18 protein-coding genes are annotated in these 17,782 nt (G+C 70.8%); 10 read left to right on the top strand and 8 right to left on the bottom strand.

Annotation, left to right across the window (positions count from 1 at the left end; genetic code table 11):
* Positions 1-101: 101 nt before the first annotated feature.
* On the bottom strand, positions 102-1,706 hold the full coding sequence (locus ABC319_RS02250; protein ID WP_413068672.1) for a phosphoenolpyruvate carboxykinase: 1,605 nt from the start codon (positions 1,704-1,706) through the stop codon (positions 102-104).
* 131 nt (positions 1,707-1,837) lie between these two features.
* On the opposite strand from ABC319_RS02250, the gene ABC319_RS02245 reads away from it, so the two are divergent.
* The 7 genes from ABC319_RS02245 to ABC319_RS02215 all read left to right on the top strand — a co-directional run bounded on the left by ABC319_RS02245 (position 1,838) and on the right by ABC319_RS02215 (position 7,053).
* Positions 1,838-2,542 carry a response regulator gene (locus ABC319_RS02245; protein WP_413068671.1) on the top strand — a complete coding sequence of 235 codons (705 nt, stop codon included), beginning with the start codon at positions 1,838-1,840 and terminating at the stop codon, positions 2,540-2,542.
* Positions 2,511-4,115, top strand: a complete 1,605-nt coding sequence (locus tag ABC319_RS02240) for a sensor histidine kinase (protein ID WP_413068670.1) — start codon at positions 2,511-2,513, stop codon at positions 4,113-4,115. Before ABC319_RS02245 ends, ABC319_RS02240 begins: the two co-directional genes overlap by 32 nt.
* The gene (locus tag ABC319_RS02235; RefSeq protein WP_413068669.1) at positions 4,112-4,537 is read left to right on the top strand and encodes an HPr kinase/phosphorylase; all 426 of its coding nucleotides are present in this window, start codon (positions 4,112-4,114) and stop codon (positions 4,535-4,537) included. The genes ABC319_RS02240 and ABC319_RS02235 overlap by 4 nt, the downstream gene beginning before the upstream one ends.
* Complete coding sequence (gene rapZ, locus ABC319_RS02230) at positions 4,534-5,457, top strand: RNase adapter RapZ (RefSeq protein ID WP_413068668.1); 924 nt, start codon at positions 4,534-4,536, stop codon at positions 5,455-5,457. The genes ABC319_RS02235 and rapZ overlap by 4 nt, the downstream gene beginning before the upstream one ends.
* Before the next feature lie 29 nt (positions 5,458-5,486).
* Positions 5,487-5,894 (top strand): PTS sugar transporter subunit IIA, encoded by a 408-nt coding sequence (locus ABC319_RS02225; RefSeq protein WP_413068667.1) that lies wholly within the window; start codon positions 5,487-5,489, stop codon positions 5,892-5,894.
* Positions 5,891-6,160 carry an HPr family phosphocarrier protein gene (locus ABC319_RS02220; RefSeq protein ID WP_413068666.1) on the top strand — a complete coding sequence of 90 codons (270 nt, stop codon included), beginning with the start codon at positions 5,891-5,893 and terminating at the stop codon, positions 6,158-6,160. Before ABC319_RS02225 ends, ABC319_RS02220 begins: the two co-directional genes overlap by 4 nt.
* Positions 6,161-6,252: 92 nt before the next feature.
* A complete protein-coding gene (locus ABC319_RS02215; protein WP_413068665.1) occupies positions 6,253-7,053 on the top strand; it encodes a TrmH family RNA methyltransferase in 801 nt (266 codons plus the stop codon).
* 46 nt (positions 7,054-7,099) lie between these two features.
* Here ABC319_RS02215 and ABC319_RS02210 read toward each other — a convergent pair whose 3' ends face one another.
* From ABC319_RS02210 to recR, 4 genes are all read right to left on the bottom strand, one after another.
* On the bottom strand, positions 7,100-7,324 hold the full coding sequence (locus tag ABC319_RS02210) for a cyclic nucleotide-binding domain-containing protein (RefSeq protein WP_413068664.1): 225 nt from the start codon (positions 7,322-7,324) through the stop codon (positions 7,100-7,102).
* On the bottom strand, positions 7,324-8,778 hold the full coding sequence (gene rmuC / locus ABC319_RS02205; RefSeq protein WP_413068663.1) for a DNA recombination protein RmuC: 1,455 nt from the start codon (positions 8,776-8,778) through the stop codon (positions 7,324-7,326). The genes ABC319_RS02210 and rmuC overlap by 1 nt, the downstream gene beginning before the upstream one ends.
* 229 nt (positions 8,779-9,007) lie before the next feature.
* Positions 9,008-9,532, bottom strand: coding sequence for a peptide deformylase (def, locus tag ABC319_RS02200; protein WP_413068662.1), 525 nt, complete (start codon positions 9,530-9,532; stop codon positions 9,008-9,010).
* An 87-nt stretch (positions 9,533-9,619) separates the two neighbouring features.
* Positions 9,620-10,216 (bottom strand): recombination mediator RecR, encoded by a 597-nt coding sequence (gene recR / locus ABC319_RS02195; protein WP_413068661.1) that lies wholly within the window; start codon positions 10,214-10,216, stop codon positions 9,620-9,622.
* A 53-nt stretch (positions 10,217-10,269) separates the two neighbouring features.
* Here recR and fmt point away from each other — a divergent pair, with 53 nt between their 5' ends.
* Positions 10,270-11,190, top strand: a complete 921-nt coding sequence (gene fmt, locus ABC319_RS02190) for a methionyl-tRNA formyltransferase (protein ID WP_413068660.1) — start codon at positions 10,270-10,272, stop codon at positions 11,188-11,190.
* Positions 11,191-11,197: 7 nt separating this feature from the next.
* The gene (truA, locus tag ABC319_RS02185) at positions 11,198-11,950 is read left to right on the top strand and encodes a tRNA pseudouridine(38-40) synthase TruA (protein WP_413068659.1); all 753 of its coding nucleotides are present in this window, start codon (positions 11,198-11,200) and stop codon (positions 11,948-11,950) included.
* Between the two features lie 291 nt (positions 11,951-12,241).
* Here the strand turns inward: truA and ABC319_RS02180 are convergent, their stop codons facing one another.
* From ABC319_RS02180 to ilvD, 3 genes are all read right to left on the bottom strand, one after another.
* Positions 12,242-13,408: a class I SAM-dependent RNA methyltransferase gene (locus ABC319_RS02180; protein ID WP_413068658.1), complete on the bottom strand. Its 1,167-nt coding sequence runs from the start codon at positions 13,406-13,408 to the stop codon at positions 12,242-12,244.
* Complete coding sequence (locus ABC319_RS02175) at positions 13,405-14,775, bottom strand: NAD(P)H-hydrate dehydratase (protein ID WP_413068657.1); 1,371 nt, start codon at positions 14,773-14,775, stop codon at positions 13,405-13,407. The genes ABC319_RS02180 and ABC319_RS02175 overlap by 4 nt, the downstream gene beginning before the upstream one ends.
* 76 nt (positions 14,776-14,851) lie before the next feature.
* The gene (ilvD, locus tag ABC319_RS02170) at positions 14,852-16,582 is read right to left on the bottom strand and encodes a dihydroxy-acid dehydratase (RefSeq protein ID WP_413068656.1); all 1,731 of its coding nucleotides are present in this window, start codon (positions 16,580-16,582) and stop codon (positions 14,852-14,854) included.
* Between the two features lie 148 nt (positions 16,583-16,730).
* Between ilvD and ABC319_RS02165 the strand changes: the two genes are divergently transcribed.
* Positions 16,731-17,294 carry a DUF1993 family protein gene (locus ABC319_RS02165; protein ID WP_413068655.1) on the top strand — a complete coding sequence of 188 codons (564 nt, stop codon included), beginning with the start codon at positions 16,731-16,733 and terminating at the stop codon, positions 17,292-17,294.
* Positions 17,295-17,782 lie beyond the last annotated feature (488 nt).

Below are 17,782 nucleotides of genomic sequence, written 5' to 3'. Positions count from 1 at the left end.
AACCGCACAGGCTCCTCATCCCGGCACGCGCCGGCCCCTACCCCGACGGACGTTGCGACCCGCCAGTAAGGAAGCCCCGCCCGCGCCGCGAATACCGTGCCTCAGGCCGCCTGCGAGACCGGTGCCGCCTGTCGCACGCCCTCGTCGACATGTTCCGCGAACGGCGCGAAGTTCTCGACGAACAGGTCGACCAGCCGTGCCGCCGTCGCATCGTATGCCGCCTTGTCCTCCCAGGTCGCACGCGGGTCCAGGATCGCGGCGTCCACCCCCGGCACGCTCACCGGTACCTTGAAGCCGAAATTGGGATCGGTGCGGAACTCGGCATCGTTCAGGGATCCGTCGAGTGCCGCGTTCAGCAACGCGCGCGTCGCCTTGATCGGCATGCGGTGGCCGGTGCCGTACTTGCCCCCGGTCCAGCCCGTGTTGACCAGCCAGCAATCGACATTGCCGCGCGCGATCCGCTCCTTCAGCAGGTTGCCGTAGACCGATGGGTGCCGCGGCATGAACGGCGCCCCGAAACATGTCGAGAAGGTCGCATCGGGCTCGGTCACGCCGATCTCGGTGCCGGCCACCCGCGCCGTATAGCCCGACAGGAAATGGTACATCGCCTGATCCGGCGTCAGCTTCGCGATCGGCGGCAGGATGCCGTACGCGTCGGCGGTCAGCATCACGATGTTGCGCGGCACGCCTCCCATGTTGTCGGCGCTGGCATTGGGAATGAAATCGATCGGGTACGCGCCCCGGCTGTTCTCGGCCAGGCTGTTGTCGTCCAGGTCCAGCTGGCGGGTGACCGGGTCCATGACCACGTTCTCCAGCACGGTGCCGAACCGCTTCGTCGTCGCGAAGATCTCCGGCTCCGCATCGGCCGACAGGCGGATCATCTTCGCATAGCAACCACCCTCGAAATTGAAGACCGCGGTGTCCGACCAGCCATGCTCGTCGTCGCCGATCAGCGTTCGGGCCGGGTCCGCCGACAGCGTGGTCTTGCCGGTGCCGGAAAGGCCGAAGAACACCGCCGTGTCGCCCGTCGGCCCCATGTTCGCCGAGCAGTGCATCGGCATCACGCCCTTTTCGGGCAGCAGATAGTTGAGGATGCCGAACACCGACTTCTTCATCTCGCCGGCATAGGCGGTGCCGCCGATCAGCACGAGCTTCTCGGTCAGGTTCACCGCGATCACGGTCTCGCTGCGGCAACCGTGGCGCGCGGGATCGGCGCGGAAGCTCGGCAGGTCGATGATCGTGTATTCCGGGCGGAAGCCACGCAGCTCATGCTCTTCCGGGCGGACCAGCATCGTGCGGATGAACAGGTTGTGCCACGCCAGCTCGTTGATGACGCGAACCGACACGCGGTGCTCCGGCTGCGATCCGCCGTACAGGTCCTGGACGAACAGGTCCTCCTTGTCGCGCAGCGCGTGGAGGAAGTCCGCCTTCAGCGCCGCGAACTGCTCGGGCGACATCGCCTTGTTCGACTTGCCCCACCAGATCGTGCGCGCCGTCTCCGCATCCTCGACGATGAACTTGTCCTGCGCCGAGCGTCCGGTGTGCTGGCCCGTCTCTACCACCAGCGGTCCGTCGGCGGACAGCTTGCCCTCGCCGCGTGCCACCGCCGTCTCGGTCAGCCGTGCGGTCACCATGTTCCAGTGGAGGTCGGCCCGGGTCTCGATCCCCTGTGCCTGCAAGTCGTTTTCCGGAATGCGCTCGATCATCGGTAATCCAGTCCTCTCATGCGATCTGCCGTCGCATACGTATGCGCCTATCGCCGGGACGCGCTTCGGTCAATCGCATCGCACCCGGGGTAATGGTTGAGCCCGTCCCCCGATTGGACTAGGCGACGTGCATGACGGCCACGATCGCTCTGGTCGACGACGACCGCAACATCCTGACATCGGTCTCGATCGCTCTCCAGGCCGAGGGGTTTCTGACGCGCGTCTATTCCGATGGAGAGGCGGCGCTGAAGGCATTGGCCGACAATCCGCCCGACCTCGCGATCTTCGACGTGAAGATGCCGCGGATGGACGGGCTGGAACTGCTCCGCCGCCTGCGCGAGAAGCAGGGCACGCCGGTGATCTTCCTGACCTCGAAGGACGACGAGCTGGACGAGGCGCTGGGTCTGGCGATGGGTGCCGACGACTATATCGCCAAGCCCTTCTCGCAGCGGCTGCTGATCGCGCGTATCCGCGCCATCCTGCGCCGTGCCGAGCCGCAGCTGCCCGCGGGGGCCGGCGACGAGGCGACCGCAGCGCCGCTGGAGCGGGGCCGGCTGGCGATGGATCCCGCACGGCATCGCACCAGCTGGAATGGCGCACCCGTCACGCTGACCGTCACCGAGTTCCTGATCCTCGAGACGCTGGCGCAGCGCCCCGGCGTGGTGAAGACGCGCAACCAGCTGATGGATGCGGCCTATCAGGACGACATCTACGTCGACGATCGCACCATCGACAGCCACATCAAGCGGGTGCGGCGCAAGTTCCGCGCCGTTGATCCCGCCTTCGACGCGATCGAGACACTCTATGGCGCCGGCTATCGCTTCTCCGACGAGTGACGGCGCCGACGACGGTGCTGCCGACGGCCGCGACCTGGCGCTGCGCTGGTCGGGCCGGGTGTCGCTCACCGCGCGCATCCTGGCGGTCAACATCATCGCGTTGCTGCTCCTCGCCGGCGGCTTCTTCTATCTCGATTCCTATCGTTCGCGGATCGTCGACAATCGCGTCGTCCAGGCGACACGGGAGGCGCGACTGATCGCGGAGGCGCTCAACGCCGTCACCGGCGACCGGCAGCCGCTCCTGCGCAAGCTCGCCCGCGATACCGGCGCGCGTATCCGGCTGCTGTCGCCGGACGGCCGCATCCTGCGCGACAGTCGCGGCGTCGGCGTGCGCAACTTCGTGCTGCGCGATCCCGATCGCCAGGGCCTGGACCAGCGCGCCGCCCGATTCCTCGACGGCGCGATCGATACCATCGTCGGCGCCGCTCGCCCGCCGCTCTACCGCGACCGTACCGATCCCGCGACCTGGCCGGAGGTGCAGGCCGCGCGCGATCACGGCGCGGTCGCCGCCACCGTCTGGCGCGCGCCCGATCGCACCCCCGTCATCACCGCGGCGGCGGGAATGGCCGACGGCACCGTCGTGCTGACCGCGATCAACGCCCGCGCCATCACCCGCACCGTCCGGATCGAGCGGTTCCGGCTCAGCGTCGTGCTGATGGCGGTCACCATCATCTCGGTCCTGCTCTCGCTGTTTCTCGCCCGGACGATCGTGCGGCCGCTGCGCCGGCTGGCGCGGGCGGCGGTGCGCGTCCGGCTGGGCCGCGCGCGCGAGGTCGTGGTGCCGCGCCTCCCCTCCCGCCGCGACGAGCTGGGCATGCTCGCCCGCGCGCTGTCGGACATGAGCCTGGCGCTGCGTGCCCGGATCGACGCGACGGAGGCGTTCGCCGCCGACGTGACCCATGAACTGAAGAACCCCCTCGCCTCGCTTCGCTCCGCGGTCGACGGGCTCGGCCGGGTCAAGGATCCCGACCTGCAGGCGCAGCTGCTGGCGATCGTGCAGGACGACGTCCATCGCCTCGACCGGCTGATCACCGACATCTCGGAGGCGTCGCGCCTCGACGCGCAACTCAGCCGTGCCGAATTCGAGCCGATCGATCTGGGCGAGATGGTCGGCGGCCTGATCGCGCAGCGCGAGACGCGCGGGGTGGAGCGGGGCGTCCGGCTGGAACGCGTCGTCCTCGGCCGGACACCCCTGATCGCGCTCGGCGAGGGAGCACGGCTGGAGCGGGTGTTCGAGAACCTGCTCGACAATGCCCAGTCCTTCTCGCCCGACCACGGCACCATCACCGTGACCGGCCGCGTCGAGGACGAGGATCTGGTGATCGCCGTCGAGGACGAGGGTCCGGGCGTGCCGGAGGAGGCGCGCGAATCGATCTTCCGGCGATTCCAGTCGATCCGCCCGGAAACCGAGGCCTTCGGGCGGCATTCCGGCCTGGGTCTCGCCATTGCACGCACGATCGTCGAGGGGCATGGCGGCGCGATCGGCGTGGAGCCGCGGGTCGATGGCCGCTCCGGTGCCCGCTTCGTCGTACGCCTTCCTGCCGCCGCCATCGCCCTGCCGGAGGATAGATGACCGCCGCCACCATCCGCCTCCACGCCTCCACCGTCGCCATTGACGGTCTCGCCGTGCTGATCGAGGGCCCGTCGGGTGCCGGCAAGTCCGATCTTGCGCTCCGGCTGATCGATCGTGGCGCCGTCCTGGTCAGCGACGATTATACCGATCTTCACCGCGCCGGCGACACACTGCTCGCCGACGCCCCGGCATCGATCGCGGGGCGGATGGAGGTACGCGGCGTGGGGATCGTGGAATGGCTGGCAGCGGGGGCGACCCCGGTCGGGCTGATCGTGCGGCTGGACCGGGAGGTGCCGCGCCTGCCGGAACCCGCCTGCCGCGACATCGTCGGCGTCGCCGTGGCCGAGATCGCGCTGGACCCCTTCGCCGCCAGCACGCCGATCAAGGTGGAACTGGCGCTGCGCCGCGGGCTGCCGGCATGATCCCGGCCCAGGACGTCCTGCTGGTCACCGGCATGTCCGGCGCGGGAAAGTCGACCGTGCTGAAGACGCTGGAGGACATGGGGTGGGAGGTCGTCGACAACCTGCCGCTCTCGCTCCTCGACCGGCTGCTCGATTCGCCGCGCCCGCCGGGCGGCGACGATGCGCAGCGGCCACTCGCCGTCGGTCTGGGCGCCCGCACCCGCGACTTCGATCCGGACATGATCGTGGCCCGTATCGCCGCGCTGTCCGGCGCCGGTGGCCTGCGGCTGGGCACGTTGTTCCTCGACTGCGCCGGTACCGAGCTGGAGCGCCGCTATGCCGAGACGCGGCGTCGTCATCCGCTGGCGCAGGACCGGCCGGCGCCCGACGGCATCGCGCGCGAACGCGACCTGCTGCGCCCCTTGCGCGATTTCGCCAACCGGCTGCTCGACACCACCGACCTGTCCGCCAACGAGCTTGCGCAGCAAATCCGCGCCAGTTTCGGCGCGGTCGTCGGGGCCGACCGGCCGGTCCTGTCGATCACCTCCTTCGGCTTCGCGCGCGGCCTGCCCCGCGGTGCCGATCTGGTCTTCGACATGCGCTTCCTGCGCAACCCGCACTGGGATCCCGCCCTGAAGCCGGGCACCGGTCTCGACGCCGACGTCGCCGCCTATGTCGCGCAGGATCCGGCCTACGAGCCGGCGGTGTCGCGGATCGAGGAGCTGCTGGCGCTGTTGCTGCCGCGCTACAGGGCAGAGGGAAAGTCGTACGTGTCGGTCGCGATCGGCTGTACCGGAGGGAGACACCGGTCGGTTCACGTCGCCGAACGGATCGCCGCCTTCTTGTGCGGGGCAGGGTTTTCGCCCACAGTCCTGCATCGTGATTTGAAGGCCGCGCCGCAGGACTCGCTGGAAGGGTCGCCCGTGGTCAGGCAGTTTTAGGTAGCGCATTCCGGTATGGTTGGCCCCCAATGATCGGTCTCGTTCTGGTGACGCATGGGCGGCTGGCCGACGAGTTCGTCACGGCGATGGTTCACGTCGTCGGTCCGCAGGAACGCGTGGCGACGATCGCCATCGGCCCCGACGACGACATGGAGGAGCGCCGGCAGGACATCGCCGCCGCGATCGCCGAGGTCGACGGGGGGCGCGGCGTGATCGTGCTGACCGACCTGTTCGGCGGCACCCCGTCGAACCTCGCGATCAGCCTGATGGAACGCGGCCGGGTAGAGGTGATCGCGGGAATGAACCTGCCGATGCTGATCCGCCTTGGCTCCGCGCGCAAGGCGATGAAGGTCGTCGATGCAGTCGCCGCCGCGCGCGAGGCGGGACGCAAATATATCTCGGTCGCGTCCGAGGTGCTGGGCGAGGCGGCAGCGTGACGATCGTCCGCCAGGTCACGATCAGCAACCGCCGCGGCCTCCACGCCCGCGCCAGCGCCAAGTTCGTCACCCTGGCGTCCGGCCTGTCGTGCGAGGTGGAGGTGAAGAAGGACGACGGCGCCGTCACCGGCACGTCGATCATGGGCCTCATGATGCTGGGCGCCGCGATGGGCGACACGATCACGATCAGCGCCACCGGCGACGGGGCCGAGGACGCGGTCGGCAAACTGGTCGAACTGGTCGAGGCGAAGTTCGGGGAAGACTGAGCGTCGCCGACCGACGACATGGCTTCGCCATGTCGGCCTCTTTCCCGCCTCACGACTTTGCCACGGCCCGCCACCGGTGTAGCGCCCTCGCCATGCCCCGCCAGATCACCGCCTATTCGAACCCGCTCGTCAAGACCGTCCGCGACCTGCGCGACAAGCGCCATCGCCGCGAGCAGCGCCGCTTCCTTGCCGAGGGACTGCGCATCCTGACCGAGGCGCGCGAGGCCGGGCGCCTGCCCGTCCTCCTGTTCTTCGCCCCCGCCAGCGCCGGCCACCCGCTGGTCCGCACCCTGATGGACGAGGTAGAGGCCAAGGGCGGCGAGGCGATCGAGACGACGCCCGACATCCTGTCGAAGCTGTCGGGCAAGGACAATCCGCAGGCGGTGGTCGGCGTCTTCGACGAGTTCGATCACACCCTCGATCGTCTCGACCGCCGGTCGGCCGGCATCTGGCTGGTCGCCGAACGGCTGCGCGATCCCGGCAATCTCGGCACCATCCTGCGCACCGGCGACGCGGTGGGCGCCGGCGGGCTGATCCTGATCGGCGAGTGCGTCGATCCCTTCTCGATCGAGGCGGTCCGCGCCAGCATGGGCGCCCTCTTCACCGTACCGGTCGTCCGCTGCGAATGGGCGACGTTCCTGGCCTGGCTGCGGCAGGGACCGGGCCAGCTGGTCGGGCTCAGCCTCGACACCGATCACGACTATCGCACCGCCCGCTACGCCGCGCCCACCTTCCTCCTGACCGGGAACGAGGCGCAGGGCATGCCCGCCGACTATGCCGCCGCCTGCGACCTGCTGGTCAAGATCCCGATGCTGGGAAAGGCCGACAGCCTGAACGCCGCCGTCGCCACCGCCGTCATGGCCTACGAGGTGCTGGCGCAGCAGCGGGGGTAAAGGGCTGGTCGAAGGTCGTGTACAGCTTGCACGGAACCCGCTTGCCTTACGCTCCCACGATACCCGACACCGAAACCGGCGAGCCGATCACCCGCCCGTCGACGATGCCGCTGACGGTCACCTCCGCTCCGTCCTCGATCACCACATCACCCCGGACCATGCCGCTGATCGAGGCGCGAACGCCGGACCGGACGATGACGTCACCGGCCACCATGCCCGACATCTCTCCATCCCGGTCGATGACCACCGATCCCGCATGCATTCCGCCCATCAACCTTCTCCGCTGGCGGCCGCCTCCGTCAGCCGGGGCGCCTCGTCGCCATAGCGGGCGAGCGCCTCGACCGGTTCCACCACCGCCAGGTCGCGGGCGCCGGGTTCGATGTTGTAGTCGCGCAGCTTGCGCGCCGACACCAGCGCCCTCGATTCGAAGCTGCTGACGAAGCTGTTGTAGTTGTTGACCGCGCTGGTCAGGCCGGAGCCGACCTTGCGCAGGTCCTCCGATGCCTTGGCGAGCCGGTCGTACAATTCCTTGCCCAGATTGCCGATCGCCCGCGCCTCGGTCGCCAGCTTCTCCTGCCGCCACACCGCCGACACCGTCCGCGCGATCGCGATCAGGTTGGTCGGCGTCGCCAGCAGCACCCGCTTGTCGAACGCGAAGTCCCACAGCGTCGCGTCGTGCTCCAGCGCCGCCGACAGGAAATGCTCGCCCGGCACGAACATCACGACATATTCGGGCGTGTCGTCGAACTGCGCCCAATAGGCCTTGTTGCCCAAGCCGTTTACATGCGTGCGCATCGAGGCGGCATGGGCGGCGAGGCCCAGCTGCCGCTCGCCCTCGTCCACCGCGCCGAACGCGTCCTGATAGGCGTTCAGCGACACCTTCGCATCGATAATCAGCGACTTGCCGCCGGGCACCCGCACGATCGCGTCGGGGCGCAGGCGACCGCCCTCGCCGTCCGCGACGCTGACCTCCATCGCGAAGTCCGTATGCTCGGCCAGCCCGCACGTCTCCAGCACGTTGCGCAGCTGCTGCTCGCCCCAGCGGCCCCGCGCCTTGGGGGCGTTGCGCAGTGCGTTGACCAGCTTCGCCGCCTCGCCCGACACGCGCTCCTGGCCCAGCCGCATCTGCTCGATCTGCCCCTTCAGGTCGCCGAACGCATCGCGCCGCTCCGCCTCGACCTTGGCGACCCCCTCCTCATAGCGGACCAGCCGATCGTTGACCGGCTGGAGCAATGCCGCCAGCCGCTGCCCCTGCGTCCGTTCCGATTCGATGAAGCGCTGGTTCGCGCGTTCGAGGAACTGGGCCTGTGCTGTCTCCAGCGCCTTCACCGCCGCGGCACCGAACTGGGCGTTCATAGCCTCCTTGAACTCGGTCAGCTGGCGCAGCGTCTCGGCATGCGCGGCCTGCCGCTCCTCCGACTGCGCGCGGAGCGAGGCGAGGTCCTGCATCGCGGTCCGCGCCAGATGCAGCTGCCGCTGCGCCTCGTCATGCGCCGCCTGCCGCTCGGCCGTCTGGGCACGCAGGCTGGCCACCTCCTGCATCGCCTGGTTGCGTTCACGCTCGACGGCGTCACGCGCCTGCCGGACGATATCGGCATCGGCCGCCCGCGATTGCGCGACGGCGAGGTCGCTCGCCATCGCGCCTGCGCGACGCCCCGCGACCAGCCATCCGGCGAGCAGCCCCAGCGCGAGGGCGAGCAGGCCGACGATCACGATCTCCATCACGCGGCCCCGCGAATGTTGAGGAAGTTGCGGGTCACCGCCGCCCGCGACGGGGCGCGGCGGTCGGGCATCGTGCGACGGATGGGCGGCATTCGGTCCATGTTCCCTGACATGCGGAGGAACGTAGCCGGAACGAACGGATTAGGACAGCCCCGCCGCGACGAGCCGCTGCCGGACGGGACGAAATGCCGTTGCCGCCTCGCGGAGAAGCGACAGCATCACTGTCGAAACATCACCCCAGCCGGCGCTGCTTCGCCAGCTTCTTCAGCAGCATGTCGCGCTTCAGCCGCGACACATGGTCGATGAACAGCACCCCGTCGCAATGGTCGATCTCGTGCTGCATGCAGGTCGCGAGCAGACCGCTCATGTCCTCCTCGTGCGCCGCGCCGGTCTCGTCCAGCCACCGCACGCGTGCCGCCGCCGGCCGCTTCACCTCGGCATATTGCTCGGGGATCGACAGGCACCCCTCGTTATAGGTCGACAGCTCGTCCGACACCGACACGATCTCGGGATTGATATAGGCGTGCGGGTTGCGGACCGGCTTGCCCTCCTCGTCCTCCTGATCCTGCAGGTCGATCACGACGACGCGCCGGTCGATGCCGACCTGGATCGCGGCCAGCCCGATGCCGCTGGCGGCATACATCGTCTCGGTCATGTCGCGGACGAGGGCGCGGACCTCGTCGTCGACCGTCTCGACCGGCTTGGAGACGAGGCGGAGGCGGGGGTCGGGAACTTCGACGATGGGGAGAACGGCCATGCCGCGTCCGCTATTCGCGGGGGGCGGTGCGGTCAAGCCGGTGGTGGATCGGTGCCCGGGGCGGCGGGGCGGCCGGGCACGATCGGGTCACCCCACCGGCCGTCGCGCCCGCAGCGCCTGGGCGAGCGTGCCCTCGTCCAGATAATCCAGCTCGCCCCCCACCGGCAGGCCATGCGCCAGTTGGGTGACGCGGATCGGGAAACGGTCGATCCGCTCGGCCAGATAATGCGCCGTCGTCTGCCCCTCCAGCGTGGCGTTCATCGCCAGCACCACCTCGTCGATCCCGCCCGCCTCGATCCGGCGGACCAGCGCGTCGACCGACAGGTCCTCGGGCCTGATGCCCTCCAGCGCGGACAGCCGGCCACCCAGCACGTGGAACCGGCCGGGGAACAGCCGCGACCGCTCCAGCGCCCACAGGTCCGCCACCTCCTCCACCACGCACAGCGCGCGCGCATCGCGGCGGGGATCGTTGCAGATCGCGCACGGATTGGCGGTATCGACGTTGCCGCAGGTCGCGCACGTCTCCAGCCGCTCCTCGACCGCGGTCAGCGCCGACAGCAGCGGACCCAGCGCCGCCTCGCGCTTCTTCAGCAGGTGGAGCACCGCCCGCCGCGCCGACCGCGGGCCCAGCCCGGGCAGCCGCGCGAGCGCCTGGGTCAGGGCTTCGATCTCGGGAGAGGCCATGCCGGAACAGATAGGGGGTTGCACCGCCCTGCGCCAGCGGAGAGAGGCGAGCGATGCGCATCATCTTCATGGGGACGCCCGGCTTCGCGGTGCCGACGCTCGACGCGCTGGTCGCAGCAGAGCACGAGGTCGCCGCCGCCTACAGCCAGCCGGCCCGCCCCGGTGGTCGGCGCGGGCGCGAACTGGTCCCTTCCCCGGTCGAACGGCGCGCGACCGAACTGGGCATCCCGGTTCGTACCCCCGTCTCGCTGAAGGGGGCGGACGAACAGGCGGCGTTTGCCGCGCTGGATGCCGATGTCGCGGTGGTCGCCGCCTATGGCCTGATCCTGCCGCGAGCGGTGCTGGCGGCGCCGCGGCACGGCTGTCTGAACGTCCATGGCTCGCTGCTGCCGCGCTGGCGCGGCGCCGCACCGGTGCAGCGGGCGATCATGGCGGGCGATGCAGAGACCGGCGTCGGCATCATGCAGATGGAGGCGGGCCTGGATACCGGACCGGTCCGGCTGGAGGGCCGCACGGCGATCGACGGCAAGACGGCGGGCACCCTGACCGACGAACTCGCGGCGATGGGTGCGCGCCTGATGGTGACGGTGCTCGCCGACCTCGATGGTCATCCGCCCGTCGCCCAGCCGGAAGACGGCATCACCTATGCCGCCAAGATCGACAAGGCAGAGGCCCGCATCGACTTCGCCGCCCCGGCCGTGACGGTCGAACGCCTGATCCGCGCCATGAACCCCGCCCCCGGTGCGTGGTTCGAGGTGGCGGGCGAGCGGGTGAAGATACTGGCGGCCGACGCGATCGACGCCGACGGGAGCGTCGCCCCCCGGCCGCCCGGCACCGTCCTCGACGCCCGCCTCGCCATCGCCTGCGGCACCGGCGCGATTCGGCCAACCTTGGTCCAGCGCGCCGGCCGCGGCACGGCGACCGCCGACGACCTCCTCCGCGGCTTCCCGATCCCGCCGGGCACGCGGCTGTGACGCACCCGTGACCCGCTTCGCGCTGACCGTGGAATATGACGGCCGGCCCTTCATGGGCTGGCAGCGCCAGTCGCACGGCCCCTCGGTGCAGCAGGCGCTGGAGGCGGCGGTGCTCGCCATCACCGGTGAGGGGGTCGCCGTCCATGCCGCCGGGCGCACCGATGCCGGCGTGCACGCGCTGGCGATGCGCGCGCACTGCGACATCGCCAGGCCGATCGCGCCCTTTCGCCTGATGGAGGCGCTCAACGCCCGGCTTCGCCCCAACCCGGTCGCGGTGCTGGCGTGCGAGGCGGTCGCCGACGATTGGCACGCGCGCTTCTCGTGCATCGGCCGCGCCTATGAATACCGCATCGTCAACCGCCGCGCGCCGCTGACCCATGAACGGGGACTGGCATGGCAGATACCCCAGCCGCTGGACGCCGCGGCGATGGCGGCGGGCGCCGCGCAGCTGGTCGGGCGACACGACTTCACCACCTTCCGCTCCGCCCATTGCCAGGCGGACAGCCCGGTCCGCACGCTCGACCGGCTGGAGGTGGCGCGAGTCGGCGATGGCGTGGCGATCGTCGCGGAGGCGCGGTCGTTCCTCCACCATCAGGTCCGCTCGATGGTCGGCTGCCTCGCGCTGGTCGGCATGGGCCGCTGGTCGCCCGATCAGGTCGGCGAGGCGCTCGCCGCCCGCGATCGCGCCCGCCTCGGCCTGAACGCCCCGCCCGACGGCCTGTTCTTCACCGGCGCGATCTACCCCGCCGCCAGAGTGTGACCGGCCAGGCTGAACCACTCACAGCCACCACCCCGGCGAAGGCCGGTGTCCAGTCAGATGGCCGCTTTTGACGATGCGCAACGCCACTCTCTGCCGCCTCCACTGGACCCCGGCCTCCGCCGGGGCGGGTGCTTCATCTGGGATGCATCGCACCCTACCGTCGCTGTCGATCAGCTTTATACGGTCGTCATCCCGGACTTGATCCGGGATCCCGCTGGACGCGGGACAAGCGGGACCCCGGATCAAGTCCGGGGTGACGATCCTGTTGACCAGACCTGATCGAAATCCAGTCTAGCGGGTGAAGCGCGCCGCCAGCTCGACATGCGTCGACCAGCGGAACTGGCCGACCGGCTGGATCCAGTCGATCCGCCATCCCGCCGCCACCATCGCCTTGGCATCGCGCGCGAAACTCGACGGGTTGCACGAGACATAGGCGATGCTGGCGACCGAGCAGCCCGCCAGCGCCGCCGCCTGATCGCGGGCGCCCGCCCGCGGCGGATCCAGCACCACCGCGTCGAACCGGTCCAGCTCCGCCACGGTCAGCGGGCGACGATACAGGTCGCGGTGCTCGGGAAACACCGGCCGCCCGCGCATGTGCGCCGCCGCCTTCAGCGCGAACAGCGCGTCGCGCGCACCCTCCGCCGCATAGACCTTGGCCGGCAGCGACAGCGCGAACGTGCCCAGCCCGGCGAACAGGTCCGCGACCGTGGCGGCGCCGTGCACCGCCTCGCGCACCGCCGCGACCAGCGCGTCTTCGCCGTCCTGCGTCGCCTGCAGGAACGCGCCGGCCGGCAAGGCGACGGGGATGCCGCCCAGCGTGATCGTCAGCGGCTGCGGCTCCCACCGCGTCTCCGCGCCCAGCCCGTCGTCGACCGAGAAGCGCGCGACCCCGTGGCGTTCGCAAAAGGCGGTCAGCGCCTCCGCCGCCGCCAGCCCGGCCGGCGCCCAGCCGGTGACCAGCACGTCCGGCCCCTGGTCGGCCATCGCCAGGTGGACGTCGGCGCGCCGCTTCAGGCCCAGCTTCTGGAACAGCGTGCGCAGCGGCGCGACCAGCGCGAACAGTTCGGGGCGCAGCACATGGCATTCGCGCAGGTCGACGATCTGGTGGCTGCCCTCCGCCGCGAAGCCGACCAGCCCGCGCTCGGCATGCAGCGTCGCGCGTCGCCGGGTGCGCGGCGGCGACAGCAGCGCGGGGCGGATCGGCGCCGACAGCCCCTGCGCGTCCAGCGCGCTGGCCACCCGGTCGACGCAGAAGGCGCGGAAGCTCTCGTCGTCCAGATGCTGCAGCTGGCACCCGCCGCAAGTCGGGAAGTGGCGGCACGGCGGCGGCTGGTGATGCGGGCCGGGCACGATCCGGCCATCGTCGGTCAGGTCGTCGCCGGGGGCGGCAAGGGCGGCGTGGCGGCCGTCGGCGGCGACGCCGTCGCCGCGCGCCGCTACACGTAGGATCAGGCTCATCGCACGCGCGATAGCGCGGCGGCGAGGTCGTCGGCAATGAAGGATCGCCCGCACAGCGACGCCGCGCGCCCGTGCAGCCACACCGCCGCCGCCGCCGCCTCGAACGCCGGCAACCCGCTCGCCAGCATCGCGCCGGTCGCACCCGCCAGCACGTCGCCGGTGCCCGCGGTCGACAGCCACGCACTGGCACCGCCCGCCACGACCACCTGTCCGTCCGGCGCCGCGATCACCGTGTCGGGCCCTTTCAGCACCACCACCGCCCGCGCCCGGACGGCGGCGGCCCGCGCGCGGTCGATCCGGCTGCCGTCGCCCTTGCCGAACAGCGCGTCGAATTCGCCCTGATGCGGCGTCAGGATCGCCGGCGCCGGCCGCAGCGCATCGGGGTCGAGCAGGTGGAGCGCGTCGCCGTCGATCACCACCGCCCGCCCGCTCGCCAGCGCCGCGTCCAGCCGCGTCCGCCCCTCGTCGTCGCGGCCCAGTCCGGGTCCCACCACGACCGCCCCGATCCGCGGATCGTCCAGCGCCTCTGCCGACCAGCGCCGGCGCACGACTGCGTGCGGCGCGGCGCGCGGATCGCGTCCGCCCAGATGCAGGGCGTAACCGGCCCCGGCCCGCAGCGCCGCCTCGGCCGCCAGCTCCGCCGCCCCGCCCATCCGGCCGGCGACCACCGCGACCATGCCGCGGCTGTATTTGTGGCTGGCCGGCCCCGGTTCCGGCAGCACCGGCCGCGCCAGCACCCGCGCGGCGGCGTGCGGCTTCAAGCCGAGCTCGACCACCCGGACCTCGCCCGCGAAGCCGGCCGCCGGGTGCAGCAGATGCGCCGGCTTCACCGCGCCCAGCGCCAGTGTCAGGTCGAACCGCGGCGGCTCGCTCAGGCATCGCCCGTCATCGGTCGCCACCCCGCTCGGCAGGTCGACCGCGACCCGCAGCCGCGCCGCGTCCGCCAGCCGGCACAGCGCCGCCGCCATCTCGTCGGGCAGGGGCCGCGACAGCCCGGTCCCGAACAGCGCATCGACGAGCACCGGCGCCGGCGCCGCCGTGGCGACATCCTCGACCGGCCCGCCCCACCTCGCCCGCGCGTCCCGGGCCAGGTCCGTCCTCGGCTCGCCACCCGCCGCCACCCGTACCGAAAGGTCGCTCCGCCGCAGCGCCGCCGCGGCCACATACCCGTCGCCGCCATTGTTGCCGGGTCCGCACAGCACCAGCACCTCGCCGCTCGCCGCCAGCCGCCGCACCGCCTGCGCGACCCCCTGCCCGGCCCGCTCCATCAGCCCGGCAAGGTCGCCGTGCGCCTCCTCCGCCGCCCGCATTTCGGCAGCGGTCAGTATCGGCAGGCCGGCAACGGGGATCGATGGAATCGGAGGCATGATGACAGATTGCCCGCCGCGCCAACTGGTTCCGGTCCGTCGGTCGACGCCGGTGGCGGAGCTGCCCGGGGCGCCCTCAGATATCCGCGTAGACGTGCCGCTCCGCCGCCGCGCCGGGATGCGTCACCGCCCCCGCCCAGGCCGGGCCGACATTCTGCGCATAGCGCCACAGCGCGCCCGACTGATAGTCGTTGACCCGCGGCTGCCACGCCGCCCGCCGCTTGGCCAGCACCGCGTCGTCGACCAGCAGGTCGATCGTCCCCGCCTCGGCATCGATGCGGATCGTGTCGCCGTCGACGACCAGCGCGATCGGCCCGCCCTCCGCCGCTTCCGGCCCGACATGGCCGATGCAGAACCCGCGCGTCGCGCCGGAAAAGCGGCCATCGGTGATCAGCGCCACCTTCTCGCCCATCCCCAGCCCGTACAGCGCCGCCGTCGTCGACAGCATCTCGCGCATCCCCGGTCCGCCCTTCGGCCCCTCGTACCGGATGACGACGACCTCGCCCTCGGCGATGGTGCGCGCCTCGACCGCGGCGAACGCATCCTCCTCGCAGTCGAAGCAGCGCGCCGGCCCCTCGAACTGCAGGCGGTGCATGCCCGCCACCTTCACGATCGCGCCGTCCGGCGCCAGCGATCCGCGCAACCCGACGACGCCGCCGGTCGGCGTGATCGGCGTCTTCGCGTCATAGATGACCTTCTGGTCCGGGTTCCACGTCACCCGCTCGATATTCTCGGCCAGCGTCCGGCCCGTAACGGTCAGGCAGTCGCCGTACAGCAGACCTTCCGCCATCAGCGTCTTCATCAGCATGTAGATACCGCCGGCATCGTACATGTCCTTGGCCACATATTTGCCGCCCGGCTTCAGGTCGGCGATGTACGGCGTCGTCTTGAACACCTCGGCCACGTCGAACAGGTCGAACGCAATCCCCGCCTCGTGCGCCATCGCCGGCAGGTGGAGCGCACCGTTGGTCGAACCACCGGTCGCCGCGACGATGCGGGCGGCGTTCACGAACGCCTCGCGCGTGCAGATGTCGCGCGGGCGGAGGTTGGCGGCGATCAGCTCCATCACCTGCGCGCCCGCCGCCACCGCGATCTGCTCGCGGCTGGTATAGGGTGCCGGCACCATGTTGCTGTTCGGCAGGCTCAGCCCGATCGCCTCGCCCACGCACGCCATCGTGTTCGCGGTATACTGGCCGCCGCACGCCCCGTGGCCGGGGCACGCGACCTTCTCCAGCGCATGCACCTCGCCCAGCGGGCAGGCACCCGCGGCGTAGCGGCCGACCACCTCGAACACGTCGACCACGGTCACGTCGCGGTCCTGGTACCGCCCCGGCAGGATCGATCCGCCATAGACGAAGATCGACGGCACGTTCAGCCGCAGCATCGCCATCATCATGCCCGGCAGCGACTTGTCGCACCCTGCGAAGCCGACCAGCGCGTCATAGCAATGGCCGCGCACCGACAGCTCGACCGAATCGGCGATCACCTCGCGGCTGACCAGCGAGGATTTCATCCCCTGGTGCCCCATCGCGATCCCGTCGGTCACGGTGATGGTGTTGAACCGCCGCGCCAGCCCGCCGCCCTCCGCGACGCCGCGCTGCGCGGCATCGGCCTGCGCATCCAGCGTCGTGTTGCACGGTGCCGAATTGTTGCCCGCCGATGCCAGCGCCACGAACGGCCGGGCGATCTCCTCCTCGGTGATGCCCATCGCATAATAGTAACTGCGGTGCGGCGCGCGCTCCGGCCCCACGGAGACGTGGCGGCTGGGCAGGCGGGACTTGTCGAAACGGGTCGCGGTATCGGTCATGGTGCCGCGCCTATGTCGCGACGGACCCTTCGGGCGCAAGCAAATTGCGCCTTCGCACCGGATCGCGTCCTCGACGATCGAAAACGCCGGGCTTGGCGCACCCGTGCCCTCCCGGCTAGGGCGGGCCATCCTTCCCGACGAGTATATCATGAACCTGCCCGACATCCTCCTGCCGACCTACCTGCAGATGCTGGCCACTCTTTCGACCTGGCTCGACAAGGCGGAGGCGCAGCGGCCCGGGGATGCGGCGGCGTTGCTCACCGCGCGGCTGGCGCCCGACATGTACCCCCTGTCGACCCAGATCCGCTTCGCCTGCGTGCAGGCGCAGGAGGCGGTGTTCCGCCTGCGCGATGAGGCGTTTCCCGCCTCGCTGACGGCATTGCTCGACGAGGGGCGGAACGCGGCGGAACACCCCGGTTCGATCGCGGACGCACGGGCGCGGATCGCGGAAACGCTGGCCATGGTGGAACGGGCGGTCGCCGACATGCCCGCCGTCGATCCCGCCACGCCGATCGCCCATGCCCTGCCGCAGGGCATGGTGTTCGACCTCTCCGCCGTCCAGTACGCCCGCGACTGGGCGCTGCCGCAATTCTACTTCCACCTGATGACCGCCTACGCCATCCTGCGCATGCAGGGCGTGCAGCTGGGCAAGGCCGATTACGTCGCGCACATGCTCGCACATCTGCGCCCCGGCACGCTGCCCGGGGCATAGCCGCTCACGGCCGATCAGCGGCACCCCGATCTGCCGATCCAGACATGATCCCTCTCCTTCAAGGAGGAGGGGTCGTGTCCGGGTATCGCCGGCGACGGGCGACCGGCGCCCGCGCGGGCCATGGCATCGACGCGACGTCGGCGACAATCCGATCCGATGGCCTGCCCTTCCCCGTGTTCCGGCGAAGGCAAGACCTCTGCGAAAGTCCTCCAACACGCCGTTTTCTTCGTCATCCCGGCGAACGCCGGGACCCATGGACACGGGAACATCAACGGCTTTGACGCTCGCGGAGAGATGGGGCCCGGCGTGCACCGGGATGACGGAAGATTATGAGGTCTGGCGAAGACCGGGGTTTAGGCGGAACGGCGGTGATGACGACGCGCGACGCGCCTCTCTGCCGTTACCCGACTGGGCCCGGCCTTCGCCGGGGTGGTGACATCGGGAAGCGGCGTTTCGCGTCTCCCCTTCAGGGGAGCGCTGCGAGTGGT

It is taken from the genome of Sphingomonas phoenicis, assembly GCF_047238005.1.
GTDB lineage: Bacteria > Pseudomonadota > Alphaproteobacteria > Sphingomonadales > Sphingomonadaceae > Sphingomonas.
This window is presented reverse-complemented; position numbering and strand designations above follow the sequence as displayed.

Excerpts from the sequence above, each read along its gene's own strand:
- ilvD (WP_413068656.1), bottom strand. The coding sequence starts at position 16,582 with ATGACCGATACCGCGACCCGTTTCGACAAGTCCCGCCTGCCCAGCCGC.
- ABC319_RS02225 (WP_413068667.1), top strand. The coding sequence starts at position 5,487 with ATGATCGGTCTCGTTCTGGTGACGCATGGGCGGCTGGCCGACGAGTTC.
- ABC319_RS02210 (WP_413068664.1), bottom strand. The coding sequence starts at position 7,324 with ATGGGCGGAATGCATGCGGGATCGGTGGTCATCGACCGGGATGGAGAG.
- def (WP_413068662.1), bottom strand. The coding sequence starts at position 9,532 with ATGGCCGTTCTCCCCATCGTCGAAGTTCCCGACCCCCGCCTCCGCCTC.
- ABC319_RS02235 (WP_413068669.1), top strand. The coding sequence starts at position 4,112 with ATGACCGCCGCCACCATCCGCCTCCACGCCTCCACCGTCGCCATTGAC.
- rapZ (WP_413068668.1), top strand. The coding sequence starts at position 4,534 with ATGATCCCGGCCCAGGACGTCCTGCTGGTCACCGGCATGTCCGGCGCG.
- ABC319_RS02180 (WP_413068658.1), bottom strand. The coding sequence starts at position 13,408 with ATGAGCCTGATCCTACGTGTAGCGGCGCGCGGCGACGGCGTCGCCGCC.
- ABC319_RS02215 (WP_413068665.1), top strand. The coding sequence starts at position 6,253 with ATGCCCCGCCAGATCACCGCCTATTCGAACCCGCTCGTCAAGACCGTC.
- ABC319_RS02240 (WP_413068670.1), top strand. The coding sequence starts at position 2,511 with ATGGCGCCGGCTATCGCTTCTCCGACGAGTGACGGCGCCGACGACGGT.
- ABC319_RS02250 (WP_413068672.1), bottom strand. The coding sequence starts at position 1,706 with ATGATCGAGCGCATTCCGGAAAACGACTTGCAGGCACAGGGGATCGAG.
- ABC319_RS02165 (WP_413068655.1), top strand. The coding sequence starts at position 16,731 with ATGAACCTGCCCGACATCCTCCTGCCGACCTACCTGCAGATGCTGGCC.
- recR (WP_413068661.1), bottom strand. The coding sequence starts at position 10,216 with ATGGCCTCTCCCGAGATCGAAGCCCTGACCCAGGCGCTCGCGCGGCTG.
- ABC319_RS02175 (WP_413068657.1), bottom strand. The coding sequence starts at position 14,775 with ATGCCTCCGATTCCATCGATCCCCGTTGCCGGCCTGCCGATACTGACC.
- ABC319_RS02245 (WP_413068671.1), top strand. The coding sequence starts at position 1,838 with ATGACGGCCACGATCGCTCTGGTCGACGACGACCGCAACATCCTGACA.
- fmt (WP_413068660.1), top strand. The coding sequence starts at position 10,270 with ATGCGCATCATCTTCATGGGGACGCCCGGCTTCGCGGTGCCGACGCTC.